The 26,413-nt window shown below is 55.1% G+C and carries 26 protein-coding genes and 5 tRNA genes; all 31 read left to right on the forward strand.

Annotated elements, in window-relative coordinates; translation table 11 throughout:
- The 31 genes from lgt (at position 1) to rplV (ending at position 26,404) form a co-directional block, all read left to right on the forward strand.
- The gene (gene lgt / locus CFI10_RS01110) at positions 1-783 is read left to right on the forward strand and encodes a prolipoprotein diacylglyceryl transferase (protein WP_206838216.1); all 783 of its coding nucleotides are present in this window, start codon (positions 1-3) and stop codon (positions 781-783) included.
- A 67-nt stretch (positions 784-850) separates the two neighbouring features.
- Complete coding sequence (locus tag CFI10_RS01115; protein WP_091826361.1) at positions 851-1,693, forward strand: thymidylate synthase; 843 nt, start codon at positions 851-853, stop codon at positions 1,691-1,693.
- Between the two features lie 15 nt (positions 1,694-1,708).
- Complete coding sequence (locus tag CFI10_RS01120; RefSeq protein WP_206838231.1) at positions 1,709-2,233, forward strand: dihydrofolate reductase; 525 nt, start codon at positions 1,709-1,711, stop codon at positions 2,231-2,233.
- Positions 2,230-3,195: a bifunctional biotin--[acetyl-CoA-carboxylase] ligase/biotin operon repressor BirA gene (birA, locus tag CFI10_RS01125; protein ID WP_242530075.1), complete on the forward strand. Its 966-nt coding sequence runs from the start codon at positions 2,230-2,232 to the stop codon at positions 3,193-3,195. The genes CFI10_RS01120 and birA overlap by 4 nt, the downstream gene beginning before the upstream one ends.
- Complete coding sequence (locus CFI10_RS01130) at positions 3,192-3,917, forward strand: type III pantothenate kinase (RefSeq protein ID WP_206838245.1); 726 nt, start codon at positions 3,192-3,194, stop codon at positions 3,915-3,917. Before birA ends, CFI10_RS01130 begins: the two co-directional genes overlap by 4 nt.
- A gap of 3 nt (positions 3,918-3,920) precedes the next feature.
- Positions 3,921-4,574, forward strand: a complete 654-nt coding sequence (locus CFI10_RS01135; protein WP_206838248.1) for a hypothetical protein — start codon at positions 3,921-3,923, stop codon at positions 4,572-4,574.
- 25 nt (positions 4,575-4,599) lie between these two features.
- Positions 4,600-4,675, forward strand: a tRNA-Thr gene (locus CFI10_RS01140).
- Between the two features lie 24 nt (positions 4,676-4,699).
- Positions 4,700-4,783, forward strand: a tRNA-Tyr gene (locus CFI10_RS01145).
- Positions 4,784-4,794: 11 nt separating this feature from the next.
- A tRNA-Gly gene (locus tag CFI10_RS01150) sits at positions 4,795-4,869 on the forward strand.
- A gap of 19 nt (positions 4,870-4,888) precedes the next feature.
- A tRNA-Thr gene (locus tag CFI10_RS01155) sits at positions 4,889-4,963 on the forward strand.
- A gap of 86 nt (positions 4,964-5,049) precedes the next feature.
- Positions 5,050-6,243 (forward strand): elongation factor Tu, encoded by a 1,194-nt coding sequence (gene tuf, locus CFI10_RS01160; protein WP_206838263.1) that lies wholly within the window; start codon positions 5,050-5,052, stop codon positions 6,241-6,243.
- Between the two features lie 66 nt (positions 6,244-6,309).
- A tRNA-Trp gene (locus CFI10_RS01165) sits at positions 6,310-6,385 on the forward strand.
- 59 nt (positions 6,386-6,444) lie between these two features.
- Entirely contained in the window at positions 6,445-6,813 is a 369-nt protein-coding gene (gene secE, locus CFI10_RS01170) for a preprotein translocase subunit SecE (RefSeq protein WP_206838266.1), read from the forward strand.
- Positions 6,814-6,824: 11 nt separating this feature from the next.
- Positions 6,825-7,367, forward strand: a complete 543-nt coding sequence (nusG, locus tag CFI10_RS01175) for a transcription termination/antitermination protein NusG (protein WP_175527633.1) — start codon at positions 6,825-6,827, stop codon at positions 7,365-7,367.
- Positions 7,368-7,456: 89 nt separating this feature from the next.
- Positions 7,457-7,891, forward strand: a complete 435-nt coding sequence (gene rplK, locus CFI10_RS01180) for a 50S ribosomal protein L11 (protein ID WP_091826371.1) — start codon at positions 7,457-7,459, stop codon at positions 7,889-7,891.
- The gene (gene rplA, locus CFI10_RS01185; protein WP_091826373.1) at positions 7,891-8,586 is read left to right on the forward strand and encodes a 50S ribosomal protein L1; all 696 of its coding nucleotides are present in this window, start codon (positions 7,891-7,893) and stop codon (positions 8,584-8,586) included. The genes rplK and rplA overlap by 1 nt, the downstream gene beginning before the upstream one ends.
- A gap of 216 nt (positions 8,587-8,802) precedes the next feature.
- The gene (gene rplJ / locus CFI10_RS01190; protein WP_091826374.1) at positions 8,803-9,297 is read left to right on the forward strand and encodes a 50S ribosomal protein L10; all 495 of its coding nucleotides are present in this window, start codon (positions 8,803-8,805) and stop codon (positions 9,295-9,297) included.
- A gap of 70 nt (positions 9,298-9,367) precedes the next feature.
- Complete coding sequence (gene rplL / locus CFI10_RS01195; protein WP_091826376.1) at positions 9,368-9,739, forward strand: 50S ribosomal protein L7/L12; 372 nt, start codon at positions 9,368-9,370, stop codon at positions 9,737-9,739.
- Between the two features lie 177 nt (positions 9,740-9,916).
- Complete coding sequence (rpoB, locus tag CFI10_RS01200; RefSeq protein WP_091826378.1) at positions 9,917-14,017, forward strand: DNA-directed RNA polymerase subunit beta; 4,101 nt, start codon at positions 9,917-9,919, stop codon at positions 14,015-14,017.
- A gap of 69 nt (positions 14,018-14,086) precedes the next feature.
- The gene (rpoC, locus tag CFI10_RS01205) at positions 14,087-18,316 is read left to right on the forward strand and encodes a DNA-directed RNA polymerase subunit beta' (RefSeq protein WP_206838269.1); all 4,230 of its coding nucleotides are present in this window, start codon (positions 14,087-14,089) and stop codon (positions 18,314-18,316) included.
- A gap of 116 nt (positions 18,317-18,432) precedes the next feature.
- A complete protein-coding gene (rpsL, locus tag CFI10_RS01210) occupies positions 18,433-18,807 on the forward strand; it encodes a 30S ribosomal protein S12 (protein ID WP_091826381.1) in 375 nt (124 codons plus the stop codon).
- A gap of 153 nt (positions 18,808-18,960) precedes the next feature.
- The gene (rpsG, locus tag CFI10_RS01215) at positions 18,961-19,431 is read left to right on the forward strand and encodes a 30S ribosomal protein S7 (protein WP_091826383.1); all 471 of its coding nucleotides are present in this window, start codon (positions 18,961-18,963) and stop codon (positions 19,429-19,431) included.
- 19 nt (positions 19,432-19,450) lie between these two features.
- Positions 19,451-21,544, forward strand: a complete 2,094-nt coding sequence (gene fusA, locus CFI10_RS01220) for an elongation factor G (RefSeq protein WP_206838283.1) — start codon at positions 19,451-19,453, stop codon at positions 21,542-21,544.
- A gap of 32 nt (positions 21,545-21,576) precedes the next feature.
- The gene (gene tuf / locus CFI10_RS01225) at positions 21,577-22,770 is read left to right on the forward strand and encodes an elongation factor Tu (protein WP_091826387.1); all 1,194 of its coding nucleotides are present in this window, start codon (positions 21,577-21,579) and stop codon (positions 22,768-22,770) included.
- 189 nt (positions 22,771-22,959) lie between these two features.
- Positions 22,960-23,271 carry a 30S ribosomal protein S10 gene (gene rpsJ / locus CFI10_RS01230; RefSeq protein WP_091826389.1) on the forward strand — a complete coding sequence of 104 codons (312 nt, stop codon included), beginning with the start codon at positions 22,960-22,962 and terminating at the stop codon, positions 23,269-23,271.
- 110 nt (positions 23,272-23,381) lie between these two features.
- A complete protein-coding gene (gene rplC, locus CFI10_RS01235) occupies positions 23,382-24,020 on the forward strand; it encodes a 50S ribosomal protein L3 (protein WP_091826391.1) in 639 nt (212 codons plus the stop codon).
- A gap of 11 nt (positions 24,021-24,031) precedes the next feature.
- On the forward strand, positions 24,032-24,637 hold the full coding sequence (gene rplD, locus CFI10_RS01240) for a 50S ribosomal protein L4 (protein WP_091826393.1): 606 nt from the start codon (positions 24,032-24,034) through the stop codon (positions 24,635-24,637).
- Entirely contained in the window at positions 24,634-24,930 is a 297-nt protein-coding gene (gene rplW, locus CFI10_RS01245) for a 50S ribosomal protein L23 (protein ID WP_206838289.1), read from the forward strand. The genes rplD and rplW overlap by 4 nt, the downstream gene beginning before the upstream one ends.
- 14 nt (positions 24,931-24,944) lie before the next feature.
- The gene (gene rplB, locus CFI10_RS01250) at positions 24,945-25,772 is read left to right on the forward strand and encodes a 50S ribosomal protein L2 (protein ID WP_091826398.1); all 828 of its coding nucleotides are present in this window, start codon (positions 24,945-24,947) and stop codon (positions 25,770-25,772) included.
- A 12-nt stretch (positions 25,773-25,784) separates the two neighbouring features.
- On the forward strand, positions 25,785-26,063 hold the full coding sequence (gene rpsS / locus CFI10_RS01255) for a 30S ribosomal protein S19 (RefSeq protein ID WP_010324100.1): 279 nt from the start codon (positions 25,785-25,787) through the stop codon (positions 26,061-26,063).
- Between the two features lie 8 nt (positions 26,064-26,071).
- Positions 26,072-26,404, forward strand: coding sequence for a 50S ribosomal protein L22 (gene rplV / locus CFI10_RS01260; protein ID WP_425270423.1), 333 nt, complete (start codon positions 26,072-26,074; stop codon positions 26,402-26,404).
- Positions 26,405-26,413 lie beyond the last annotated feature (9 nt).

Below are 26,413 nucleotides of genomic sequence, written 5' to 3' on the forward strand. Positions count from 1 at the left end.
ATGTGGATTCATAATATCAACCCGCTGGCGCTGGAGCTGGGCCCGCTGCAAATTCACTGGTATGGACTGATGTATCTGATCGGTTTTGGCGGTGCCTGGTGGCTGGGCAATAGGCGCGCCCGTCAACCAGGTTCAGGCTGGACCGAGCAGCAGGTGTCGGATCTGGTATTCTGGGGCGCGGTCGGCGTGATCGTCGGTGGGCGTGCAGGCTACGTCCTGTTCTACAATTTTGACTATTTTCTGCAGGACCCGCTCTGGCTGTTCGCCGTGTGGGAGGGGGGCATGTCTTTCCACGGGGGCTTGCTGGGCGTGCTCGCAGTGGCATGGCTGTTTGCCAGGCGACAAGGGAAAACCTTCTTCGAAATCGGGGATTTCATTGCGCCACTGGTGCCGATCGGGCTCGGTGCCGGCCGGTTGGGCAACTTTATCGGCGGGGAGGTCTGGGGACGGCCAACGGATCAGTCTTGGGGCGTCATCTTCCCCCGTGCCGGTGACATGCTGGCACGACACCCGTCACAGCTGTATCAGATGCTGTTGGAGGGTGTTGTCCTGTTTGTATTGCTGTGGTGGTTTTCATCCCGTCCTCGCCCACGCATGGCAGTGTCGGGCCTGTTTTTGATGGCGTATGGCAGTTTCCGCTTTCTGGTTGAATTTGTGCGTGAGCCGGACGGGCATCTCGGCTTTATCGCGTTTGACTGGCTGACCATGGGGCAGTTGTTGTCGCTGCCAATGCTGCTGCTGGGAGGGTTGCTGATGCTGCTGGCTTACCGCCGCAAAACATAGATCGATCTGGTCTACACAACCCAAACGCCCTAGAATGAAGTCCATTTGTTTTTGGAGCGGGGCGCATATGCAGCAGTATCTGGATCTGATGCGTGAGATCAAGGAGCAGGGCACTGACAAGGGTGATCGCACCGGTACAGGTACACGTTCCCTGTTCGGGCGCCAGATGCGGTTTGATCTGAGTGAAGGTTTTCCACTGTTGACCACTAAAAAGGTGCACCTGAAGTCGGTGATCTACGAGTTGCTCTGGTTCCTCTCAGGCAGCACCGACAACACCTGGCTGCAGCAGCGCGGGGTTAGTATCTGGAATGAATGGGCGCTGGAAAACGGTGAGCTGGGGCCGGTCTACGGCAAGCAGTGGCGTTCATGGGCCTGTCCGGATGGGTCCAGTATCGACCAGATCGCCACTGTTGTTGAACAGATCAAGCGCACCCCCAACTCACGCCGCCTGATCGTCAGTGGCTGGAACCCGGCGGATCTGCCGGATGAGTCGCTCAGCCCGCAAGAGAATGCCCGGCACGGCAAGGCAGCCCTCCCTCCCTGCCATACTCTGTTCCAGTTTTATGTGGCAAACGGTCGGTTGAGTTGCCAGCTGTATCAGCGCAGTGCCGATTTCTTTCTGGGGGTGCCATTCAATATAGCCTCCTATGCGCTACTGACCCACATGATCGCACAGCAATGTGATCTTGAGGTGGGGGAGTTTGTGCATACCTTTGGCGATCTGCACCTGTATGCAAATCATCTGAGTGATCCGGCCATTGTGGACGAACAGTTGTCGCGTACGCCCAAGCGCTTGCCTCAGCTGCAGATAAAGCGCCGCCCGGCGGATATCTTCAGCTATGAATACGATGATTTCGAGGTGATCGGCTATGCGCCTGATCCTGCCATTCGAGCCCCTATCGCTGTCTGAATCCGAGGAGATCTCATGCGTCTGGCGATGATTGCTGCCCAGTCTCAAAACCGAGTAATTGGTAATAACAATAAGCTGCCCTGGTATCTGCCGGAGGATCTGAAGTACTTCAAGCGGGTGACTTTGGGTAAGCCGATCATCATGGGGCGCAAAACCTTCGAGTCGATTGGTCGACCGCTGCCGGGACGCACCAACATCGTCATCACGCGCAATCCGGACTGGACTCATGATGGTGCAGGGGTCCGGGTTGTCCACAGTCTGCAACAGGCGATTGAACTGGCGGAGAGCCTGGCACTCGTCAATGGCTTTGAGGAGTCGCTGGTCATTGGTGGTGCCGAGATATATGCACTTGCCCTGCCGCAGGCTGATCGCCTTTATCTGACTCAGGTTCATGCCGAGGTGCAGGGTGATGCGCATTTTCCGCCGCTCGACCCCGCGCAGTGGCAAGAGATGGCTCGGGAAGACTTCAGTGCCATTGAGCCCAATCCTTATGATTACAGTTTTATCGTGCTGGATCGTGCTGGAGGCAAGACTGCATGATGCTGGATAACCTGTTGCGGGTTCTGGCTGACGGCGCATTCCATTCCGGCAGTGAACTTGGTCGAACCCTGGGCATCAGTCGCAGTGCTGTCTGGAAGCACATGCAGCGGCTGCAGGAGCTGGGTGTTGAGGTGTATAGCGTGAAGGGGCGGGGATATCGCATTCCTGGAGGCCTGGATCTGCTGGATGAAGCTGATCTGCAGCAGCTGCTGCCGCAACCTGTGCGAGACCGGCTTGGGCAGTTGGTGCTGACGGTGGAAACGGATTCAACCAATACGCGTGCACTGGATGCCATGCAGGCGGGGCTCACGGCTGGGCTGTTCGCTTCCGAGTATCAGCACTCGGGACGGGGGCGGCGTGGGCGGCAATGGGTCAGCCCGCTGGGCTCAAGTCTTTGTTTCTCTCTGGCCTGGCGCTTTAACAGTGGTGCTGCCGCCCTTGAGGGGCTCAGTCTTGCTGTCGGGTTGGCACTGCAGCAGGCGTTGGCACAGGAGGGGCTAGTGAATATCGGTCTCAAGTGGCCCAATGATCTGCTGGTGAATGATGCCAAGTTGGGTGGAATTCTGATTGAACTCAGTGGCGATGCGGCGGGTGAATGTCAGGTGGCTATTGGTATAGGTCTCAATGTCCAATTGCCTGAAGCAATGGTTGAGCAGCTGGATCAACCCTGTGTGGACCTGACTCAGCTGGGATATTCCGGTTCAAAAACACAGCTGCTTGCGACTGTGGTGAGTGAGCTGATCCACATGCTGGAGCGCTTTGAAACCAGTGGCTTTGCGCCACTGCGTTCCGCCTGGGAGGAGGCCAACGCCTTTCGTGGGCGCGAGGTGGCACTGACCTCAGGGCCACGCCGGTATGAAGGGGTCTGTTTGGGGGTGACTGATCAAGGTGGGTTGCGGCTGCAAACGAGTGCCGGACAGGAAGTGTTCCACGGTGGCGAAATGAGCGTGCGACTGCAATGATACTTGAGGTCGATGCGGGTAATACGTTCATCAAGTGGCGCTACAGACAGGGGAATGGCGCTGCAGCGGCAAGCGGGCGCTGGCTGACGCGCGACTTCAGTGCTGCGAGTCTGGCTGACTGCCCTGAGGTGCCGCAACAGGTGCTGGCAGGCTCGGTTGCCGGTGTCGCTTTCGAGCAGGCGTTGTCTGCATCAGTTGCAGCGGTTTGGGGTGTGCCGGTGCGATTTGCGCGAACGGCTACAGCGGCTGCCGGTGTGCGTAACAGTTATGCTGATCCGGCCAGAATGGGGGTTGATCGCTGGTTGGTGATGTTGGCTGCCTGGCAGCGTTGCGGGCAGGCCTGCTGCATCATTGATTGTGGCAGTGCAATTACAATCGATCTGCTCGGTGCCGAAGGTGAACATCTCGGCGGCTATATACTACCGGGCCTGCGCTTGATGCGTCAGGTGTTGACCGGCTCTACGGCCGGCATACTGGTCGATCGTGACATCGAGGTGTTCAGTCTTGAACCGGGTTGTGATACCAGCAGTGCTGTGGCTCATGGAACAAATCTGATGTTCAGCTCGCTGGCACAAATGCTGCCGCGTTGGCTGGAACAGCAGCAGACAGGTGCGCCCTTGCTGGTGACCGGGGGTGATGGTGCTCTGTTTTGCGAACTTATGGGTATGGGAGAGCTTGTGCCTGATCTGGTCCTTGATGGACTGCGTTGGGCGCTGGAGTAAGGCATGCTGCGTTGGTTGTTGCTGATTCTGCTGTTATGCAATGCGCTGCTTTTTTTGTGGTACGCGCAGCGTGAGCAGACGGCAACTGCCAGCAGTGCATTCAGTCAGGATCAGGTAACCAGGTTGCGGCTGTTGCATGAGTTGTCCGGAGGGGAGGTTGTACGCCCGCTTCAGCCCGAATGTTATCAGGTGGGCGTTTTTACAACGGAGAATGAAGCTGGGCAGGCCGCCCAACTGCTGGCGCCGATCGCAATGGCCGTTGCACAGTTCCCCGCTCCGGAAGAGGTGGCGGGTTATCAGCTGGCGGTTGAGATTCCATCACAGGCTCAGGCGCAACGTGACTTGCTTGACCGGCTGGCGATTGCGGAGTGGGTACCGCAAACCCGTCAGGGGCGCTTCCTGCTGGGGCCGTTCACCGGTGATCGTGCCCGTGCAGAAGCAGCGGTTGAGCAGCGTGCGCTGAAGGAAGGCTTGGGACTTAACAGTGAATTGCAGCCGGTCATGCAGCCAGGTACGGGTGTTCTGCTTGAAGTTGAGGTGTCAGCTGGAACGGAAATTGGCCTTGCCCCCAGGCAGTTGTTACTGCGAGGATGGCCGGGTATAAAAATTGAAAAAAAATTATGTTCTGGGCTTGCACAGTCCCAGTCGGATCAGTAAGATACGCACCACTTCGAGAGACAAGGCCGGTATAGCTCAGTTGGTAGAGCAACTGACTTGTAATCAGTAGGTCCGGGGTTCGACTCCTCGTGCCGGCACCATCTCGACGAAGTGTTTGAAAGGCTGGTGGGGTTCCCGAGTGGCCAAAGGGATCAGACTGTAAATCTGACGCGCGAGCTTCGGTGGTTCGAATCCACCTCCCACCACCATCTCCGTTCAAGCGGGTATGGTATAGTGGCTATTACCTCAGCCTTCCAAGCTGAAGAGGCGGGTTCGATTCCCGCTACCCGCTCCAACGAAGATATACCGAATATGCTCATGTAGCTCAGGGGTAGAGCACACCCTTGGTAAGGGTGAGGTCGGCGGTTCAAATCCGCCCATGAGCTCCAGTTTTGTCGCAAAGGGTAGATATAGAGATATGTCTACCCTTTGTTGTATTTGCGTCCTTGAAACGACTTGATCAGGTTGACTCGCGATGGCTAAGCAATCATTTGAACGTAACAAGCCGCACGTTAACGTAGGTACTATCGGCCACGTTGACCACGGCAAAACGACACTGACCGCTGCACTGACTCGCGTCTGTGCAGAAGTATGGGGCGGCGCAGCCGTTGCCTTCGACGGTATCGACAACGCACCGGAAGAGCGTGAGCGTGGTATCACCATCTCTACTTCACACGTAGAGTACGAATCACCGACTCGCCACTACGCGCACGTAGACTGCCCGGGACACGCTGACTACGTTAAGAACATGATCACCGGTGCTGCCCAGATGGACGGCGCGATCCTGGTATGTTCTGCTGCTGACGGCCCCATGCCGCAGACCCGTGAGCACATCCTGCTGTCACGTCAGGTAGGCGTACCTTACATCGTTGTGTTCCTGAACAAAGCGGACATGGTAGACGATGAAGAGCTGCTGGAACTGGTAGAGATGGAAGTTCGCGAACTTCTGGATCAGTACGACTTCCCGGGCGACGACACTCCGATCGTTGTAGGTTCTGCGCTGATGGCGCTGAACGGTGAAGACGACAACGGCTTCGGCACCTCTGCCGTTAAGAAGCTGGTTGAGACTCTGGATGAGTACATTCCTGAGCCTGAGCGTGCAATTGACCTGCCGTTCCTGATGCCGATCGAGGACGTATTCTCCATCTCCGGTCGTGGTACCGTAGTAACCGGTCGTATCGAACGTGGCATCCTGAACGTGGGTGACGAAGTGGAAATCGTGGGTATCCGCGACACCACCAAGACCACCTGTACTGGCGTTGAGATGTTCCGCAAGCTGCTGGACCAGGGTCGTGCCGGTGAGAACGTTGGTGCGCTGCTGCGTGGTACCAAGCGTGACGACGTTGAACGTGGTCAGGTACTGTGCAAGCCGGGCTCAATCAAGCCGCATACTCAGTTCGAAGGCGAAGTGTACGTACTGAGCAAAGAAGAAGGCGGTCGTCATACTCCGTTCTTCAAGGGCTATCGTCCGCAGTTCTACTTCCGTACTACTGACATCACTGGCGCGTGTGAACTGCCGGAAGGTGTTGAAATGGTAATGCCGGGTGACAACGTTCAGATGTCCGTTACCCTGATCAACCCGATCGCGATGGAAGAAGGCCTGCGCTTCGCTATCCGTGAAGGTGGTCGTACCGTTGGCGCAGGCGTGGTAGCCAAAATTATCGAATAAAATTCGGTAATTACCTGTTGCACCTGTGTGGGGAGGTGCATATAATGTGCCTCCCTGTTACGCAACAGGCCAGTAGCTCAACTGGCAGAGCAGCGGTCTCCAAAACCGCAGGTTGGGGGTTCGAGTCCCTCCTGGCCTGCCATTCCTAATCGGGAATGGCGTCACACAAAGCGCAAGCTTTCATTTTTCCGAGGCCCTGGCGTGAACTCTAAAGTGACTTCCGAAGGATTTAAACTCGACGGCCTGAAGTGGCTAGTCGTTGTAGCATTGGTTGCAGCTGGTGTGGTAGGGAACTCCATGTTCGCTGGCGAGTCACTGCTGTACCGTGTTTTGGCGCTGTTGGCGCTGGCGGTGATTGCAGGGCTGGTTGCACTGCAGACCGCGAAAGGAAAGGCATTCTTCAGGCTGTTCAAAGAAGCCAAGAATGAGATTCGCAGGGTTGTCTGGCCGACGCGCCAGGAAACGCTGCAGACAACTGCAATTGTAGTGATTGCTGTACTGTTGGTCGGGCTGGCGCTCTGGGGGCTTGATTCCCTGTTGGGTTGGCTGGTGTCCGGCGCCATCGGATAAGAGGTGTGAGCATGGACATGGACAAGAAGCGCTGGTATGTCGTGCATGCCTACTCCGGCTACGAAAAGCGCGTCATGAATGCACTGAAAGAACGGATTGAACTGCATGGCATGCAGGATCTGTTCGGCGAAGTGCTGGTTCCCACCGAAGAGGTGGTTGAGATTCGTGACGGCAAAAAGCGTAAGTCCGAGCGCAAGTTTTACCCCGGTTACGTGCTGGTGCAGATGGCCATGAATGATGAGACCTGGCATCTGGTGAAGAATACTCCCCGCGTAATGGGTTTCATTGGTGGTACGGCTGATAAGCCTGCACCGATTACTGAAAAAGAGGCTCAGGAAATTCTGCAGCGTGTTGAAAGTGGTGCAGACAAGCCAAGGCCCAAGACTGTATTTGAACCCGGTGAGATGGTGCGTGTCATCGACGGTCCTTTTGCTGACTTCAACGGCGTGGTCGAAGAGGTCAACTACGAGAAGAACCGCTTGCAGGTGGCTGTCCTCATCTTCGGGCGCTCGACACCGGTCGAGCTTGAATTTACTCAGGTCGAAAAGGCCTGAGATTCTGGTAACGAAGCCGCCATCAGGCGGTTTTCGTTGTTGTGGAAATGGGGAGCCTTCAGGGCGTTTGAACCCAAAGGAGTAGCTTAATGGCTAAGAAAATCAACGCTTATATCAAGCTGCAGGTAAAAGCAGGTCAGGCTAACCCGAGTCCTCCAGTAGGTCCGGCTCTGGGTCAGCACGGTGTAAACATCATGGAGTTCTGTAAGGCGTTCAACGCCCAGACTCAGGGTATCGAGCCTGGTCTGCCGACTCCGGTTGTTATTACTGTATACAGCGACCGCAGCTTTACGTTCATCACCAAGACTCCGCCGGCTGCCATTCTGTTGAAGAAGGCTGCAGGTCTGAAGAGTGGTTCTGCGCGTCCGAACACTGAAAAAGTGGGTACTGTTACCCGCGCTCAGCTGGAAGAGATTGCAACCACCAAGATGCCTGATCTGACCGCGGCTGACATGGATGCGGCTGTCCGCACCATCGCCGGAAGCGCGCGCTCCATGGGCCTTGTTGTAGAGGGTGATGAATAATGGCTAAGCTGACAAAGCGCCAGAAGGCGATTCGTGAAAAAATCGAGAGCGGCAAGCTGTACGCAGTAACAGATGCTGTATCTCTGCTGGGCGAAGTTTCCGCTGTCAAGTTCACCGAGTCTGTCGACGTTGCGGTGAACCTGGGTGTTGATCCGCGTAAATCTGATCAGGTTGTACGTGGCTCCAGCGTACTGCCGAACGGTACCGGCAAGGATGTTCGTGTTGCGGTTTTCGCGCAGGGCGAAAATGCCGAGAAGGCAAAAGCAGCTGGTGCAGACATCGTTGGTTTCGATGATCTGGCTGAGCAGGTAAAAGCCGGTAACCTGGATTTTGACGTTGTGATCGCGACTCCGGACGCTATGCGCGTTGTTGGTCAGTTGGGTCAGATTCTGGGTCCGCGCGGTCTGATGCCGAACCCGAAGGTTGGTACTGTAACTCCCGACGTGGCGACTGCCGTTAACAACGCCAAAGCTGGTCAGGTGCGCTTCCGTACTGACAAGAACGGTATCATTCACTGTTCAGTTGGCAAGCTGGGCTTCGAAGCTCAGGCTATCCAGCAGAACGTTGAAGCATTGTTGGCTGAACTGAAGAAGCTGAAGCCTTCTTCCGCCAAGGGTGTTTACGTCAAGAAAGTAACCCTGTCCACTACCATGGGCCCGGGTCTGGCGATCGATCAGTCCTCTCTGAGCTTCTGATCGACGTAAAGGTTTTTTGAGGGTCTTCGTGACCTGTAATACAGAGACGAAGGCCGTCAAAGACCGCAGGTGATGTCGTCACTTCGGTTGCGGCATCTTAATGGAAACACCAGCCTGCGCAGACGGTGCGATTCACATGAATCAAAACCACCGTACTCAGAAGCCCCGCAGGGGGTGGTTGGTAAACAGTCGCAAGACTATATCCAGGAGTAAATCGTGGCATTAGGACTCGAAGACAAAAAAGCGATCGTCGCTGAAGTCCAGGAAGCTGCCAAGTCTGCTCTGTCTGCAGTTGTAGCCGATTCACGCGGTGTAACTGTAGAAGACATGACTGCTCTGCGTAAAGAAGCCCGTGCAAACGGCGTATGGCTGAAAGTCGTACGTAATACACTGGCTCGTCGCGCAGTAGATGGCACTGACTACGCATGTCTGCAGGACAGCTTTGTAGGTCCGACCATTATCGCCTTCTCCACCGAGCACCCGGGTGCCGGTGCGCGTATCCTCAAGGATTTCGCGAAAAAGAACGAGAAGTTCGAGCTGAAAACAGCCGCCTTCGAAGGTGAACTGGTCGATATCACAATGCTGGCAAGCCTGCCGACTTACGACGAAGCAATCGCCAAGCTGATGAGCGTCTTGAAAGAAGCTTCAGCCGGCAAGCTGGTTCGTACCATTGCGGCCATTCGCGACCAGAAAGAGCAGGAAGCTGCCTGAGATTCGTTCTCGGCTGTTTCTTGAAAGTTTTAACGAGCTATTGCTCTACCCAATTATCAGGATTTGAATCATGTCTCTGACTCACGAAGATATCATCAACGCAATCTCTGAAATGTCTGTTAAGGACGTTGTTACTCTGATCGAAGCCATGGAAGAGAAGTTCGGCGTAACTGCCGCTGCTGCTGTTATGGCTGGTCCGGCTGGTGATGCCGGCGCTGCTGCTGAAGAGCAGACTGAATTCAACGTTGTTCTGGCTGCTGCCGGCGACAAGAAAGTAAACGTCATCAAGGCTGTCCGTGGCGCTACCGGCCTGGGCCTGAAAGAAGCCAAAGAGCTGGTTGACGGTGCTCCGTCTACCATCAAAGAAGGCGTTTCCAAAGATGAAGCTGAAGAGCTGAAAAAGGCTCTGGAAGAAGCTGGCGCGACTGTTGAGCTCAAGTAATCGCGTTGATGCGCAAAAAGCGGCTTAAAACTGCTTGAAAGCGTATGGCTGGTGGCGAAACGCCACCGGCCTTTTTCCGTTATTTATAGACAGCAAATAAATAATGGCTACACAGCCCGATCGCAGGCATGCGACGGACTGGCTTCTCAACCTGGGTGCAGATGCTGGGGAACACTGATGGCTTATTCATATACTGAGAAGAAACGCATTCGCAAGAATTTCGCCAAGTTGCGACAGGTTATGGATGTGCCATACCTGCTGGCGATTCAGCTCGACTCTTATCGTCGCTTCCTGCAGGATGGCAACGCAAGCGATGGACGTCGTGACGAAGGCTTGCACGCTGCGTTCAATTCCGTATTTCCAATTGTCTCTTACTCTGGCAACGCAGCCCTCGAGTACGCCGGTTACCGTCTGGGCGAACCCGTATTCGACGTGAAAGAGTGTCAGCAGCGTGGTATCACCTACGCAGCGCCTCTGCGCGTCAAAGTGCGCCTGATCATCTATGATCGCGACTCTTCTACGAAGGCGGTCAAGGATATCAAGGAGCAGGAAGTTTACATGGGCGAAATGCCCCTGATGACCGAGAACGGTACCTTTGTTGTTAATGGTACCGAGCGTGTTATCGTATCTCAGCTGCACCGCTCTCCGGGTGTATTCTTTGACCACGACAAGGGCAAGACACACTCTTCAGGCAAGCTGCTCTATTCTGCCCGCATCATTCCTTACCGTGGCTCATGGCTCGACTTCGAGTTCGATCCGAAGGACAGTCTGTTCGTGCGTATCGACCGTCGCCGCAAGTTGCCGGCGACCATTCTGCTGCGTGCGTTGGGCCTTGAAGCGGAAGAAATTCTCGAAACCTTCTTTGAAACCACCGGCTGGACCCTCGAGCAGGATGCCATCTGGATGGACCTGATCCCGGAGCGTCTGCGTGGCGAGACCATGTCGTTCGAGATCAAGGACCCTGAAGGCAGCGTGATTGTTGAAGCGGGTCGCCGTATTACCCCGCGTCACATCCGCCAGATGGCCAAGGCAGGCATGCAGCAGCTGAACGTGCCGGCCGAATACCTGATCGGCAAGGCATTGGCGCGCAACCTGGTCGATCCGAGTACCGGTGAACTGGTTGCCAACTGCAACGCCGAGATCACCGAAGAACTGATCGGTAAGATGCAGGTGCTGGGTATTGATCGCATCGAGACACTGTACACCAACGACCTGGATTGCGGTCCGTTCGTGTCTGACACTCTGCGTATCGACCCGACCCGCAGTCAGCTGGAAGCGCTGGTTGAAATCTATCGCATGATGCGTCCCGGCGAGCCGCCTACCAAGGAATCGGCTGAAGGTCTGTTCGAGAACCTGTTCTTCTCTGAAGAGCGCTATGACCTGTCCGGCGTTGGTCGCATGAAGTTCAACCGTCGACTGGGCCGTGAAGAAGTAACCGGTTCCGGTGTGCTCGACAAGAGCGACATTCTGGATGTCATGAAGACCTTGATCGAAATTCGCAACGGTCGTGGCACCGTAGATGACATCGATCACCTGGGCAACCGTCGTATCCGTTCCGTCGGTGAAATGGCCGAGAACCAGTTCCGTGTCGGCTTGGTGCGTGTTGAGCGCGCCGTACGTGAGCGCCTCTCAATGGCCGAATCCGACAACCTGATGCCGCAGGATCTGATCAACGCCAAGCCAGTGGCCGCCGCGATCAAGGAATTCTTTGGCTCCAGCCAGTTGTCGCAGTTCATGGACCAGAACAACCCGCTGTCGGAAATCACCCACAAGCGTCGTGTTTCCGCACTGGGCCCGGGTGGTTTGACCCGCGAACGTGCCGGCTTCGAAGTCCGTGACGTGCATCCGACCCACTACGGTCGTGTCTGCCCGATCGAGACCCCCGAAGGTCCGAACATCGGTCTGATCAACTCGCTGGCCGTTTTTGCCCGCACCAACGACTACGGCTTCCTTGAAACGCCGTACCGTCGTGTGCTGGACGGTCAGGTAACCGACGAAATCGATTACCTGTCGGCGATTGAAGAAAACAAGTACGTTATCGCCCAGGCTTCAGCGGCCATGGATGATAACGGTCGTCTGACAGACGATCTGGTGGCAGTGCGTCACCTCAACGAATTTACCGTAATGCCGCCGGAACGTATCCAGTACATGGATGTGTCTCCGCGTCAGGTGGTATCCGTTGCAGCGGCACTGATTCCGTTCCTGGAACACGATGACGCCAACCGAGCGCTCATGGGCTCCAACATGCAGCGTCAGGCTGTGCCGACTCTCCGTGCCGAGAAGCCGCTGGTCGGTACCGGTATTGAGCGTAACGTGGCGCAGGACTCCGGTGTCTGCGTAGTGGCGCGTCGCGGTGGTGTGATCGAGTCGGTCGATGCTGCTCGCGTTGTGGTACGTGTTCATGACGATGAAGTTCAGGCGGGCGATGCCGGTGTGGATATCTACAACCTCACCAAGTATGTTCGTTCCAACCAGAACACCTGCATCAACCAGCGCTCCATCGTCCGTCCGGGCGAAGTGGTACAGCGTGGCGATATCATGGCTGACGGCCCGTCCGTTGACCTGGGTGAGTTGGCGCTGGGCCAGAACATGCGCATCGCGTTCATGCCCTGGAATGGTTACAACTTCGAGGACTCCATTCTCATCTCCGAGCGTGTGGTGCAGGAAGATCGCTTTACCACCATCCACATTCAGGAACTGACCTGTGTGGCGCGTGATACCAAGCTGGGGCCGGAAGAGATTACCTCCGATATTCCCAACGTGGGCGAATCTGCACTCTCCAAACTGGATGAGGCCGGCATTGTTCACATCGGTGCTGAAGTGGGCCCGGGCGACATTCTGGTAGGCAAGGTAACGCCGAAAGGCGAAACCCAGTTGACGCCGGAAGAAAAACTGCTGCGTGCGATCTTCGGTGAAAAGGCGTCCGATGTTAAGGATACCTCCTTGCGCGTTAAGACCGGTACCATCGGCAAGGTTATCGATGTGCAGGTATTCACCCGTGACGGCGTGCAGAAGGATGAGCGTTCACTCTCGATCGAAAAATCAGAGCTGGATGGCATTCGCAAGGATTTGAACGAAGAGTTCCGTATCGTCGAGCAGGCAACCTTCGAACGTCTGCAGCGTAAGCTGGTCGGTCTGTCCGCTGAAGGCGGTGCAGGTCTGAAGAAAGGCGAAGAGATCAGCGAAGAGTTCCTGTCCGGACTGAAAAAGTCCGAATGGTTCAAGATTCGTGTGGCTGATGAGTCGGTAGCAGAAGAACTGGAGCTGGCACGCAAGCACCTGGAAGAGCGTCGCGAGAACCTGGACAAGCGTTTTGAAGACAAGAAACGCAAACTGCAGACCGGCGATGATCTGGCTCCGGGCGTACTCAAGATCGTCAAGGTATACGTTGCTACCAAGCGCCGCGTACAGCCGGGTGACAAGATGGCGGGTCGTCACGGTAACAAGGGTGTTATCTCGGTTATCATGCCGGTTGAAGACATGCCGTACGATGCCAATGGTGAACCGGTCGATATCGTGCTCAACCCGCTGGGTGTACCGTCACGTATGAACGTGGGTCAGATTCTGGAAACGCACTTCGGTGCTGCTGCCAAGGGTCTGGGTCGCAAGATCAACGGTATCCTGGAACAGGAGCAGGCCAAGGCCGAGAAGGTCAAGGCGCTGCGTACCTTCCTGGGACAGATCTACAATGATGATCACGGCGGTTTGACCGCGGGTCGTCAGGAAGAGCTGGACAGCTTCAGCGATGCTGAAATCCTGGAGCTGGCTGCTAACCTGAAAGGCGGTGTACCGCTGGCAACGCCGGTATTTGATGGCGCCAAGGAAAGCGAAATCAAGGCACTGCTGCGTCTGGCTGATATGGATGACAGCGGTCAGGTACGTCTGTATGACGGCCGCACCGGCGACCTGTTTGACCGTCCGGTAACCGTTGGCTACATGTACATGCTGAAGTTGAACCACTTGGTTGACGATAAGATGCATGCCCGTTCCACCGGCTCCTACAGCCTCGTTACTCAGCAGCCGCTGGGTGGTAAGGCACAGTTCGGTGGTCAGCGCTTCGGTGAGATGGAGGTCTGGGCGCTGGAAGCCTATGGTGCCGCCTACACCCTGCAGGAGATGCTGACCGTGAAGTCGGACGATGTGAACGGTCGTACCAAGATGTACAAGAACATCGTCGATGGCGATCACCGTATGGAACCGGGTATGCCCGAATCGTTCAACGTGTTGATCAAGGAAATCCGTTCTCTCGGCATCGATATCGAGCTTGAGAGCGAGTAAGACCTGAATGATCACCAGGCCGGGATCCGCGGGTCCCGGCGCAGAGAACTCCGCGAGGAGCTATAGACAATGAAAGATTTGCTGAATCTGCTGAAGTCCCAGGGACAGTCCGAAGAGTTCGACTCCATTCGTGTGTCCTTGGCATCACCGGATATGATCCGTTCCTGGTCTTACGGTGAAGTCAAAAAGCCGGAAACCATCAACTACCGTACCTTCAAGCCGGAACGTGATGGCCTGTTCTGTGCCAAGATTTTTGGTCCGGTCAAGGATTACGAGTGCCTGTGCGGCAAGTACAAGCGCATGAAGCACCGTGGTGTCATCTGCGAGAAGTGTGGTGTCGAAGTCACTCAAACCAAGGTGCGTCGTGAGCGCATGGCTCATATTGAGCTTGCATCACCCGTTGCACATATCTGGTTCCTGAAGTCACTGCCGTCTCGTATCGGCCTGATGCTGGACATGACCCTGCGTGATATCGAGCGTGTACTCTACTTCGAATCTTTCGTAGTGATCGATCCGGGTATGACCACGCTTGAGCGCGGTCAGATGATGAACGACGAGCAGTACTTTGAAGCACTGGAAGAGTTCGGTGACGATTTCGATGCCCGTATGGGTGCGGAAGCGATTAAAGAACTGCTGGCTTCAATCGATCTGGAAGAAGAGTGCCAACAGCTGCGTGAAGAGCTGCCGCAGACCAACTCTGAAACCAAGATCAAGAAGCTGTCCAAGCGTCTCAAACTGATGGAAGCCTTCCTGAAGTCGGGCAATGATCCCGGCTGGATGATCATGGAAGTGCTGCCGGTATTGCCGCCGGATCTGCGTCCGCTGGTACCGCTGGATGGTGGTCGTTTCGCGACCTCCGACCTGAACGATCTGTACCGTCGTGTGATCAACCGTAACAACCGTCTGAAGCGCCTGCTCGACCTGAACGCGCCGGATATCATCGTGCGCAACGAGAAGCGCATGCTGCAGGAATCCGTTGACGCGTTGCTGGACAACGGTCGTCGCGGTCGTGCCATAACCGGTTCCAACAAGCGCCCGCTGAAATCCTTGGCCGATATGATCAAGGGCAAGCAGGGTCGTTTCCGTCAGAACCTGCTCGGCAAGCGTGTTGACTACTCCGGTCGTTCCGTAATCGTGGTAGGCCCGTACCTGCGTCTGCATCAGTGCGGTCTGCCGAAGAAAATGGCACTGGAGCTGTTCAAGCCGTTCATCTTCTCCAAGCTGGAGCTGCGTGGCCATGCGACCACCATCAAGGCGGCCAAGAAGATGGTTGAGCGTGAAGAGCCGCTGGTGTGGGATATCCTCGACGAGGTTATCCGCGAACATCCGGTCCTGCTGAACCGTGCACCGACACTGCACCGTCTGGGTATTCAGGCGTTCGAACCGGTTCTGATCGAAGGCAAAGCGATTCAGCTGCACCCACTGGTGTGTGCCGCGTACAACGCTGACTTTGACGGTGACCAGATGGCGGTGCACGTACCGCTGACCATCGAAGCCCAGCTTGAAGCCCGTGCCCTGATGATGTCCACCAACAACATCCTGTCACCGGCGAACGGCGAGCCGATCATTGTACCGTCTCAGGACGTGGTACTGGGCCTGTATTACATGACCCGTGAGCGTATCAACGCCAAGGGTGAGGGCATGATCTTCTCTGACATCAAGGAAGTGCAGCGCGCCCACGGTGCCGGTCAGGTTCATCTTCAGGCACGTATCAAGGTACGTATTCCGGAAGTGATCCGTGACATCGAAGGCAATGTGGAAGAGCGTCACGAACTGCAGGACACCACTGTGGGCCGTGCCATGCTGTTCGATATCGTGCCTGATGGCCTTCCGTTCGAACTGGTCGACCAGGCGATGAAGAAGAAGTCGATCTCGCGCCTGCTCAACGAAGCCTACCGTCGCTGTGGTCTGAAGGACACCGTTATCTTCGCCGACCAGCTGATGTACATGGGCTTCCGTCAGGCGACCATGTCCGGCGCGTCCATCGGCGTGAACGACTTTGAAATCCCGGCCGAGAAGGTCGAGATCATTGCCGAGGCCGATAAAGAAGTTAAAGAGATCGAGCGTCAGTTCGCTGATGGTCTCGTAACTCAGGGCGAAAAATACAACAAGGTTATCGACATCTGGTCTCGTGCCAACGAACTGCTGGCCAAGAAGATGATGGATAACCTGAAAGTCGACGTTGTCATCGATGCCGAAGGCAACAAGGTCGAGCAGGAGTCCTTCAACTCCGTTTATATGATGGCCGACTCTGGTGCTCGAGGCAGTGCCGCACAGATTCGTCAGCTGTCCGGTATGCGTGGCTTGATGGCCAAGCCAGATGGTTCCATCATCGAAACACCGATCGTGGCTAACTTCCGTGAAGGTCTGAACGTACTTCAGTACTTCATCTCAACCCACGGTGCGCGTAAGGGTCTTGCGGATACAGCTCTGAAAACCGCAAACTCTGGTTATCTGACTCGACGTCTGGTTGACGTGGCACAGGATGTTGTAATCACCGAGCCAGACTGTGGTACCGACAAGGGTGTACTGGTACAGCCGATGATCGAGGGTGGCGATGTGATCGTGACTCTGGGTGAGCGTGTACTGGGGCGTGTCGTGGCTCAGGATGTGCTTGACCCGAGCGGCAAGGAAACACTGATCGAAGCCGGCACGCTGATTGACGAAACCTGGGTTTATCGTCTGGAAAATGACGAGAAATACAGCGGTATTGACGAAATTCTGGTGCGCTCCGCGATCACCTGTGAAGCTCAGGTTGGCATCTGTTCCAACTGCTATGGTCGTGACTTGGGTCGTGGACATCTGGTTAACCGAGGCGAAGCGGTCGGTGTTATTGCCGCCCAGTCCATCGGTGAACCGGGTACACAGTTGACCATGCGTACCTTCCACATCGGTGGTGCTGCATCGCGAGCCGCTGCTGTGGATAACATTCAGGTCAAGAACGGTGGTGAAATCCGCCTGCATAACCTGAAGTATGTTGAGCGTACCGATGGAAACCTGGTGGCGACCTCTCGTTCCGGTGAAGTCGGTGTAACCGATGAGCATGGTCGTGAGCGTGAGCGTTACAAGCTGCCGTACGGTGCCATCATCAAGGTGCGTGACGGCTCCAAGGTTGATGCCGGTGCTGTTGTGGCCAACTGGGACCCGCACACCCATCCGATCGTGACCGAAGTGGCGGGCCGCATCCAGTACGTGGGTATGGAAGATGGTATCACCATCAAACGTCAGACCGACGAACTGACAGGCCTCTCAACCATTGAGATTCTGGATGGCAAGGATCGTCCGCAGGCTGGCAAAGACATTCGTCCGATGGTCAAACTGGTAGACGAGCAGGGCAACGACGTGTTCCACCCGGGCACTGAAATGCCGGCCCAGTACCTGTTGCCGGCCAAGGCGATCGTCAACCTGAACGACGGTGCTGATGTTCAGATCGGTGACATTCTTGCGCGTATTCCGCAGGAAGGTTCGGTCAACAAGGACATCACCGGTGGTCTGCCGCGTGTTGCCGACCTGTTCGAGGCACGTAAGCCGAAAGAGTCTGCCGTACTGGCAGAGGTTTCAGGTACCGTAACCTTCGGCAAGGAAACCAAGGGCAAGCGTCGCATCGTGATCACCCCGCTGGATGGTTCTGATCCGGTTGAGATCATGATCCAGAAGTGGCGTAACCTGAACGTGTTTGAGGGTGAAACGGTTGAGAAGGGTGAGGTCATCTCTGATGGTCCGTCCAACGCTCACGACATCCTGCGAATCCTGGGTGTAGCCGAACTGGCCAAGTACATTGTCAGCGAGATCCAGGAGGTTTATCGCCTCCAGGGTGTGGCAATCAACGACAAGCACATTGAAGTAATTGTGCGTCAGATGCTGCGCAAGGCCGAGATTAATGAAACCGGCGATTCCGACTTCATCCCGGGTGACCAGGTTGAGTATGCCGCGATCATTGATCAGAACAAGCGCCTTGATGCGGAAGGCAAAATTCCGGCCAAGTACGAGCGCGTACTGCTGGGTATTACCAAAGCCTCTCTGGCAACAGAGTCGTTCATCTCCGCGGCCTCCTTCCAGGAGACAACCCGCGTATTGACCGAAGGTGCGGTAACCGGCAAGCGCGACTTCCTGCGCGGCCTGAAAGAAAACGTGGTGGTAGGTCGACTGATCCCGGCGGGTACGGGTCTGGCATACCACAGCGAGCGTAAGCGTAAACGTCAGATGGCAACAGAAGGTATGACCGTGAGTGCGGAAGATGTGCAGCAGGCACTGACCGAAGCACTCAATGCATCCATGTCTTCGCCGGACGCTGAGTAAATATTGCTCAATAATTGACGTCAGGGGCCGGAATTGATTAAAATTCCGGCCCTTTCGTGCTGGACTCAAAGTTCAGCTCATAAAGATGGTAAAAAACCAAACGTGGAGTTTGCTTAATGGCAACGATTAACCAGTTGGTACGCCAGCCACGTAAGCGCAAGGTGCAGCAGAGCGACGTTCGCGCGCTCGAAGCATGTCCGCAGCGTCGTGGCGTGTGTACCCGTGTTTACACTACTACTCCGAAGAAGCCGAACTCGGCTCTGCGTAAAGTATGTCGTGTGCGTCTGACCAACGGCTTTGAAGTGTCTTCCTACATCGGTGGTGAAGGTCACAATCTGCAGGAACACTCAGTTGTTCTGATCCGTGGTGGTCGTGTAAAAGACCTCCCGGGTGTTCGTTACCACACTGTACGCGGTTCTCTGGACTGCTCCGGTGTTAACGATCGCAAACAGGGTCGTTCCAAGTACGGTACCAAGCGTCCCAAGTCCTGATCCCGTCGCTCCGACGGTGAAGCTGTTCCAGCCGGTGGCCGCTTAGGGTTGCGTAGCTGTTAAAGCGAGACCGAAAGACGATAAGAGTAAGGGCGGATGTGAATACAATCCGCATATCCTGAAGACCTTAATTTATTACAGAGGGCTTATCCAATGCCAAGAAGACGCGTCGCTGCGAAGCGCGAAATCCTGCCGGATCCCAAATTCGGTAACATTACACTGGCAAAATTCATCAACCACCTGATGGTGCACGGCAAGAAGTCTGTTGCTGAGCGCATTGTTTATGGTGCGATGGACAAAATTGAAGAACGCACCAAGCAGGACCCGCTGGAGCTGTTCGAAAAAGCACTGGAAACTGTTCAGCCGCTGGTTGAAGTCAAGTCCCGCCGTGTAGGTGGTGCGACTTACCAGGTGCCCGTGGAAGTACGTCCCTCCCGTCGTATGGCTCTGTCCATGCGCTGGCTGGTAGACGCCGCCCGTAAGCGTGGCGAGAAATCCATGGCGTTGCGTCTGGCAGGTGAACTTGCTGATGCTGCTGAAGGTCGTGGTGCTGCTGTTAAGAAACGTGAAGACGTGCATCGCATGGCAGAAGCCAACAAGGCCTTTGCCCACTATCGCTTCTAAACATCAGAGGAATTGAGTCGTGGCTCGAACTACCCCACTTGCACGATATCGTAACATCGGTATCTGTGCGCACGTTGATGCCGGCAAGACTACCACCACTGAGCGTGTTCTGTTTTACACAGGCCGTAGCCACAAGATGGGTGAAACCCATGACGGTGCATCCACTACCGACTGGATGGAGCAGGAGCAGGAGCGTGGTATTACCATCACCTCCGCAGCTGTCACTTGTTTCTGGAGCGGTATGCAGAAGCAGTTCGATGAGCACCGCGTCAACATCATCGATACTCCGGGGCACGTTGACTTCACTATCGAAGTAGAACGTTCCTTGCGTGTACTGGACGGTGCCGTCGTGGTTCTGTGTGCTTCTTCAGGCGTGCAGCCGCAGACCGAGACTGTATGGCGCCAGGCCAACAAGTATGAAGTTCCCCGCATGGTGTTCGTCAACAAAATGGACCGCGCCGGTGCCAACTTCTACATGGTTGAAGAGCAGCTGAAGAAGCGTCTCGGTGCCGTCCCTGTTCCCATCAATCTGCCGATTGGTGCAGAAGATGAGTTCAAGGGTGTTGTAGACCTGCTGCGCGGCAAGGCGATCCTGTGGAACGAAGATGACATGGGTATGACCTTTGAAGAAGGTGATATCCCGGCTGACATGCAGGACACCGTTGATCAGTACTACGAGCAGATGGTTGAAGCCGCTGCCGAAGGTTCTGAAGAGTTGATGGAAAAGTACCTTGAAGAAGGTGAGCTGACCGTTGATGAAATCAAGGAAGGCCTGCGTGCACGCACTTTGAACAATGAGATCATCCTGATGCAGGCTGGCTCGGCGTTCAAAAACAAGGGTGTACAGGCTGTACTGGATGCCGTCATTGAATACCTGCCGTCACCTACAGAAGTTAAGGCGATCGAAGGTACTCTCGACGACAAGGCTGAGACCGTTGAAACACGTGAAGCGGATGACGATGCCCCGTTTGCGGCGTTGGCATTCAAGATCGCAACTGACCCGTTTGTTGGTACCCTGACGTTCGTACGTGTTTACTCCGGCGTGCTGAATTCTGGTGACAGTGTGTATAACTCTGTCAAACAGAAGAAAGAACGTATCGGTCGTATGGTGCAGATGCATGCCAACAGCCGTGAAGAGATCAAGGAAGTACGCGCTGGTGACATCGCGGCGATGATCGGTCTGAAGGATGTAACCACAGGTGACACTCTGTGCGACCTGGACAAGAAAATTGTTCTGGAACGCATGGAATTCCCTGAGCCGGTTATCTCCGTTGCAGTAGAACCGAAGTCGAAGGCTGACCAGGAGAAAATGGGCATTGCACTGAGCAAGTTGGCTCAGGAAGACCCATCTTTCCGTGTTGAAACTGATGAAGAAACCGGTCAGACCATTATCTCCGGTATGGGTGAGCTTCACCTTGATATCATCGTTGACCGCATGCGTCGCGAATTCAAGGTTGAGGCCAATATCGGTAAGCCGCAGGTTGCCTACCGCGAAAAAATCCGTAAGCCTGTTGTGGCAAACCACAAGTTTGCTCGCCAGTCTGGTGGTCGCGGTCAGTACGGTCACGTTGTTGTAGAGTTCAGCCCGAGTGATGAAGAAGGACTGGAGTTCTTGAACGAGATCGTGGGTGGTGCGATTCCGAAGGAATACATCCCGGCGGTACAGAAAGGTATCGAAGAGCAGATGAAGAACGGTGTTATCGCCGGTTATCCGCTCATCGGTTTGAAGGCACGTCTGTACGACGGTTCCTTCCACGAAGTTGACTCCAACGAAATGGCGTTTAAAATCGCCGCATCACAGGCACTTAAGAAGTATGCACAGGAAGCCAGTCCGTGTCTGCTCGAGCCGATGATGAAAGTTGAAGTCGTAACCCCTGAAGAGTACATGGGCGATGTGATGGGTGACCTGAACCGTCGTCGTGGTCTGGTGCAGGGTATGGAAGACAGCACATCCGGCAAGGTGATCAACGCTGAAGTACCGCTGGGTGAAATGTTCGGTTACGCTACTGACCTGCGCTCTGCGTCTCAGGGTCGTGCGACCTATTCTATGGAGTTCAAGGGTTATTCCGAAGCTCCGCAGAATATTGCCGAAGCCGTTATTAAGCAGAACTGATAAGCCAATTGCTGAATTAAGAGGATATAACCGTGGCTAAGCAATCATTTGAACGTAACAAGCCGCACGTTAACGTAGGTACTATCGGCCACGTTGACCACGGCAAAACGACACTGACCGCTGCACTGACTCGCGTCTGTGCAGAAGTATGGGGCGGCGCAGCCGTTGCCTTCGACGGTATCGACAACGCACCGGAAGAGCGTGAGCGTGGTATCACCATCTCTACTTCACACGTAGAGTACGAATCACCGACTCGCCACTACGCGCACGTAGACTGCCCGGGACACGCTGACTACGTTAAGAACATGATCACCGGTGCTGCCCAGATGGACGGCGCGATCCTGGTATGTTCTGCTGCTGACGGCCCCATGCCGCAGACCCGTGAGCACATCCTGCTGTCACGTCAGGTAGGCGTACCTTACATCGTTGTGTTCCTGAACAAAGCGGACATGGTAGACGATGAAGAGCTGCTGGAACTGGTAGAGATGGAAGTTCGCGAACTTCTGGATCAGTACGACTTCCCGGGCGACGACACTCCGATCGTTGTAGGTTCTGCGCTGATGGCGCTGAACGGTGAAGACGACAACGGCTTCGGCACCTCTGCCGTTAAGAAGCTGGTTGAGACTCTGGATGAGTACATTCCTGAGCCTGAGCGTGCAATTGACCTGCCGTTCCTGATGCCGATCGAGGACGTATTCTCCATCTCCGGTCGTGGTACCGTAGTAACCGGTCGTATCGAACGTGGCATCCTGAACGTGGGTGACGAAGTGGAAATCGTGGGTATCCGCGACACCACCAAGACCACCTGTACTGGCGTTGAGATGTTCCGCAAGCTGCTGGACCAGGGTCGTGCCGGTGAGAACGTTGGTGCGCTGCTGCGTGGTACCAAGCGTGACGACGTTGAACGTGGTCAGGTACTGTGCAAGCCGGGCTCAATCAAGCCGCATACTCAGTTCGAAGGCGAAGTGTACGTACTGAGCAAAGAAGAAGGCGGTCGTCATACTCCGTTCTTCAAGGGCTACCGTCCGCAGTTCTACTTCCGTACTACTGACATCACTGGCGCGTGTGAACTGCCGGAAGGTGTTGAAATGGTAATGCCGGGTGACAACGTTCAGATGTCCGTTACCCTGATCAACCCGATCGCGATGGAAGAAGGCCTGCGCTTCGCTATCCGTGAAGGTGGTCGTACCGTTGGTGCGGGTGTTGTTGCCAAAATCATTGCGTAATCCTTGTTGATTACAGCATGAGTCAAAAAGCCCTCCTCGGAGGGCTTTTTTGTAGCTGTTGCCATGGTTGGTCAAAAAGTAAACTTTCGGTTGACGATGGTGGCTCCACTGGGTAAAATTTGCGTCCCCTTTATCCGAGGGGAGGTCGGCTATTGCCGTTAAAAAACTTACAGGAAATGCGTGATCAGAATGCAGAACCAAAAAATCAGAATTCGTCTGAAGGCTTTTGATCATCGCCTGATCGACTCATCTGCTCAGGAGATCGTTGAGACTGCTAAGCGGACGGGTGCTCAGGTGCGTGGTCCGATCCCACTTCCTACCCGCAAAGAACGTTTTACCGTACTGATCTCTCCGCACGTCAATAAAGACGCGCGTGACCAGTACGAAATCCGTACTCACAAGCGTGTGCTGGACATCGTTGAGCCGACAGAAAAAACTGTCGACGCACTGATGAAGCTGGATCTCGCTGCGGGTGTTGAAGTGCAGATCAGCCTCGGCTAATAAGCACTGCGCTAATTATTCAATTAATGAAGCGCTATTTGTGGAATGCGCCTGAAAAGGGCAGCCATAGCGGGTGACAGCCCCGTACACAACTGGCAAGAGGTATAAACATGTCTGTAGGACTTATCGGACGTAAAGCGGGTATGACCCGTATCTTCACAGAAGATGGCGTGTCCGTGCCAGTCACCGTCATCGAAATGGAACCGAACCGTGTTACCAGCATCAAGACCGTCGAAACTGACGGTTATGCAGCGGTACAGGTGACCACCGGAAGCAAGAAGGCCAATCGCCTGAGCAAGCCGGAAGCGGGTCACTTTGCCAAGGCAGGTGTCGAAGCCGGCCGCGGTTTGTGGGAGTTCCGTCTGAATGGTGACGAGGAAATCAACGTTGGCGATTCGCTGACGGTTGAGCGCTTCGAAGCAGGTCAGAAGATCGATGTTACCGGTCAATCCAAGGGTAAAGGTTTCCAGGGCGGTGTTAAGCGCTGGAATTTCCGCACTCAGGATATGACTCACGGTAACTCCGTTTCTCACCGTGCTCCGGGTTCCATTGGTCAGTGCCAGACCCCGGGTCGTGTCTTCAAGGGTAAAAAGATGGCCGGTCACATGGGTGACGAGCGTTGCACCGTACAGACTCTTGAAGTCGTACGTGTTGACGCAGAGCGCAACCTGCTGATCGTCAAGGGAGCAATCCCGGGCGCCACTGGTGGCGATGTCATCGTTAAACCTGCTGTTAAAGCACGCGCCTGAGGAGGATTGTTATGAATCTGAATCTGACTGGAGCCAACGGATCGGTTGAAGTTTCCGATCTGGCTTTTGGTAAAGAGTTCAATGAGGCGCTGGTTCACCAGGTTGTCACTGCCTATATGGCAGCTGGCCGTCAGGGTACCAAAGCGCAGAAAAATCGTTCAGCTGTATCCGGCGGTGGTGCCAAGCCCTTCCGTCAGAAGGGAACTGGCCGTGCCCGTGCCGGTACCAGTCGCTCGCCGCTGTGGCGCTCGGGTGGTGTTACCTTCGCTGCGCAGCCGCGTAGCTTTGCTCAGAAAGTAAACAAGAAGATGTATCGTGCTGCAATGCGTTGCATCCTGTCTGAGCTGGTGCGTCAGGAACGTCTGGTTGTTGTTGAAGACTTCCAGCTTGAAGCACCCAAAACCAAGCAGTTCATTGCCAAGCTCGGTGAGCTGAAGCTGGACAATGCCCTGCTGATTACCGAAAACGTCGAGCAGAATCTGTATCTGGCTGCGCGCAACGTTCCGCACGTTGATGTACGCGACGCTGCAGGTATCGACCCGGTTAGCCTGGTTGGTTTCGAGAAGGTCCTGGTAACAGTCCCTGCTCTGAAGAAAATTGAGGAGGTGCTGGCATGAACCCGGAACGCATTTATAAAGTGCTGCTCGGACCGCACATCTCTGAAAAAGCCACAATCGTAGCAGAAGGCAGCGAACAGGTTGTCTTCCGTGTGGCCAAAGATGCAACCAAGCCGGAAATCAAGCGAGCCGTTGAAGAACTCTTCAATGTTAAGGTCGCAGGCGTCAGCGTTCTGAACATCAAAGGCAAAACCAAGCGCACTCAGCGTGGTCTTGGTAAGCGTAACGATGTTCGTAAAGCGTATGTCCGTATGGCCGAAGGCTCCGAAATCGATTTCCTGGCAGGCGAATAACGAGGGGTTGAACAATGGCAGTTATTAAAGCAAAGCCGACCTCTGCTGGACGTCGTCATCTCGTAAAGGTGGTCAGCGCTGATCTGCATAAGGGTAAGCCTTTTTCCGCACTGGTCGAGAAGAAGAGCAAGTCCGGTGGTCGTAACAACAACGGCCGTATCACCACCCGTCATATCGGTGGTGGTCACAAGCAGCATTACCGTATCGTCGATTTTCGTCGCAACAAGGATGGTATCCCCGCTGTAATTGAGCGTGTGGAATACGATCCGAACCGTTCTGCGCACATCGCTCTGGTGAAGTACGCCGATGGTGAGCGTCGTTATATTATTGCGGCTAAAGGTTTGACTGCGGGTTCCAAAATCCAGTCTGGTGATGATGCCGATATCAAAATCGGTAACACTCTGCCGCTGCGTAACATTCCGCTGGGTAGTACTGTTCACTGTGTCGAACTGAAGCCGGGTAAGGGCGCTCAGATCGCACGTTCAGCAGGAACTTCAGCACAGCTGGTAGCCCGTGAGGGAACCTACGCGACACTGCGTCTGCGTTCAGGTGAAACTCGCAAGGTGCTGTCCGAATGCCGCGCGACCCTGGGTGAAGTGAGCAACTCTGAGCACAGCCTGCGTCAGCTGGGTAAAGCTGGTGCCAAGCGCTGGCGTGGTGTTCGTCCGACCGTTCGCGGTGTGGCGATGAACCCGGTTGATCACCCGCACGGTGGTGGTGAGGGTCGTACCTCTGGTGGTCGTCACCCGGTTACTCCGTGGGGCGTGCCGACCAAGGGTCACAAAACCCGTTCGAACAAGCGTACTGATAAACTGATCGTACGCCGTCGTCAGGCTAAATAAGAGGATACAGCTGTGCCACGTTCACTGAAGAAAGGTCCGTTCATTGACCTTCACCTGTTGAAGAAGGTAGAGGCTGCAATCGAGGCTAACGAGCGTCGTCCGATCAAGACCTGGTCACGTCGTTCAACTGTGTTCCCACAGTTTGTAGGTCTCACTATTGCAGTACATAACGGTCGTCAGCATGTTCCGGTTTTTATTACCGAGGACATGGTAGGCCATAAACTGGGCGAGTTCGCTGCGACACGTACATACCGCGGTCATGCAGCCGACAAGAAGGCCAAGAAGAAGTAAGGGGGTTGATGATGGAAGTTATCGCCAAGCATGTAGGCGCCAACATCTCCGCCCAGAAGGCCCGACTGGTCGCTGATCAGATCCGTGGTAAGTCTGTGGGCGAAGCTCTGAATATCCTGGCGTTCAGCACGAAGAAAGGTGCACACCTGGTCAAGAAAGTACTCGAGTCTGCTATTGCGAATGCGGAGCATAACGAAGGTGCTGATGTTGACGAGCTGCGTGTATCAACGATCTTCGTTGATGAAGGGATGACCATGAAGCGTATCCGGCCACGTGCCAAGGGTCGCGCTGATCGCATCCTGAAGCGTACGTCACATATCACCGTCAAGGTGGCCGACTAAGAGCTGACT

This window comes from Marinobacterium iners (assembly GCF_017310015.1).
In the GTDB taxonomy this organism is placed as follows: domain Bacteria; phylum Pseudomonadota; class Gammaproteobacteria; order Pseudomonadales; family Balneatricaceae; genus Marinobacterium; species Marinobacterium iners.

What these genes read in the sequence shown, in the direction of transcription:
- lgt (WP_206838216.1), top strand. Translation starts at nt 1, where the DNA reads ATGTGGATTCATAATATCAACCCGCTGGCGCTGGAGCTGGGCCCGCTG.
- CFI10_RS01115 (WP_091826361.1), top strand. Translation starts at nt 851, where the DNA reads ATGCAGCAGTATCTGGATCTGATGCGTGAGATCAAGGAGCAGGGCACT.
- CFI10_RS01120 (WP_206838231.1), top strand. Translation starts at nt 1,709, where the DNA reads ATGCGTCTGGCGATGATTGCTGCCCAGTCTCAAAACCGAGTAATTGGT.
- birA (WP_242530075.1), top strand. Translation starts at nt 2,230, where the DNA reads ATGATGCTGGATAACCTGTTGCGGGTTCTGGCTGACGGCGCATTCCAT.
- CFI10_RS01130 (WP_206838245.1), top strand. Translation starts at nt 3,192, where the DNA reads ATGATACTTGAGGTCGATGCGGGTAATACGTTCATCAAGTGGCGCTAC.
- CFI10_RS01135 (WP_206838248.1), top strand. Translation starts at nt 3,921, where the DNA reads ATGCTGCGTTGGTTGTTGCTGATTCTGCTGTTATGCAATGCGCTGCTT.
- tuf (WP_206838263.1), top strand. Translation starts at nt 5,050, where the DNA reads ATGGCTAAGCAATCATTTGAACGTAACAAGCCGCACGTTAACGTAGGT.
- nusG (WP_175527633.1), top strand. Translation starts at nt 6,825, where the DNA reads ATGGACATGGACAAGAAGCGCTGGTATGTCGTGCATGCCTACTCCGGC.
- rplK (WP_091826371.1), top strand. Translation starts at nt 7,457, where the DNA reads ATGGCTAAGAAAATCAACGCTTATATCAAGCTGCAGGTAAAAGCAGGT.
- rplA (WP_091826373.1), top strand. Translation starts at nt 7,891, where the DNA reads ATGGCTAAGCTGACAAAGCGCCAGAAGGCGATTCGTGAAAAAATCGAG.
- rplL (WP_091826376.1), top strand. Translation starts at nt 9,368, where the DNA reads ATGTCTCTGACTCACGAAGATATCATCAACGCAATCTCTGAAATGTCT.
- rpoB (WP_091826378.1), top strand. Translation starts at nt 9,917, where the DNA reads ATGGCTTATTCATATACTGAGAAGAAACGCATTCGCAAGAATTTCGCC.
- rpoC (WP_206838269.1), top strand. Translation starts at nt 14,087, where the DNA reads ATGAAAGATTTGCTGAATCTGCTGAAGTCCCAGGGACAGTCCGAAGAG.
- rpsL (WP_091826381.1), top strand. Translation starts at nt 18,433, where the DNA reads ATGGCAACGATTAACCAGTTGGTACGCCAGCCACGTAAGCGCAAGGTG.
- rpsG (WP_091826383.1), top strand. Translation starts at nt 18,961, where the DNA reads ATGCCAAGAAGACGCGTCGCTGCGAAGCGCGAAATCCTGCCGGATCCC.
- rpsJ (WP_091826389.1), top strand. Translation starts at nt 22,960, where the DNA reads ATGCAGAACCAAAAAATCAGAATTCGTCTGAAGGCTTTTGATCATCGC.
- rplC (WP_091826391.1), top strand. Translation starts at nt 23,382, where the DNA reads ATGTCTGTAGGACTTATCGGACGTAAAGCGGGTATGACCCGTATCTTC.
- rplD (WP_091826393.1), top strand. Translation starts at nt 24,032, where the DNA reads ATGAATCTGAATCTGACTGGAGCCAACGGATCGGTTGAAGTTTCCGAT.
- rplW (WP_206838289.1), top strand. Translation starts at nt 24,634, where the DNA reads ATGAACCCGGAACGCATTTATAAAGTGCTGCTCGGACCGCACATCTCT.
- rplB (WP_091826398.1), top strand. Translation starts at nt 24,945, where the DNA reads ATGGCAGTTATTAAAGCAAAGCCGACCTCTGCTGGACGTCGTCATCTC.
- rplV (WP_425270423.1), top strand. Translation starts at nt 26,072, where the DNA reads ATGATGGAAGTTATCGCCAAGCATGTAGGCGCCAACATCTCCGCCCAG.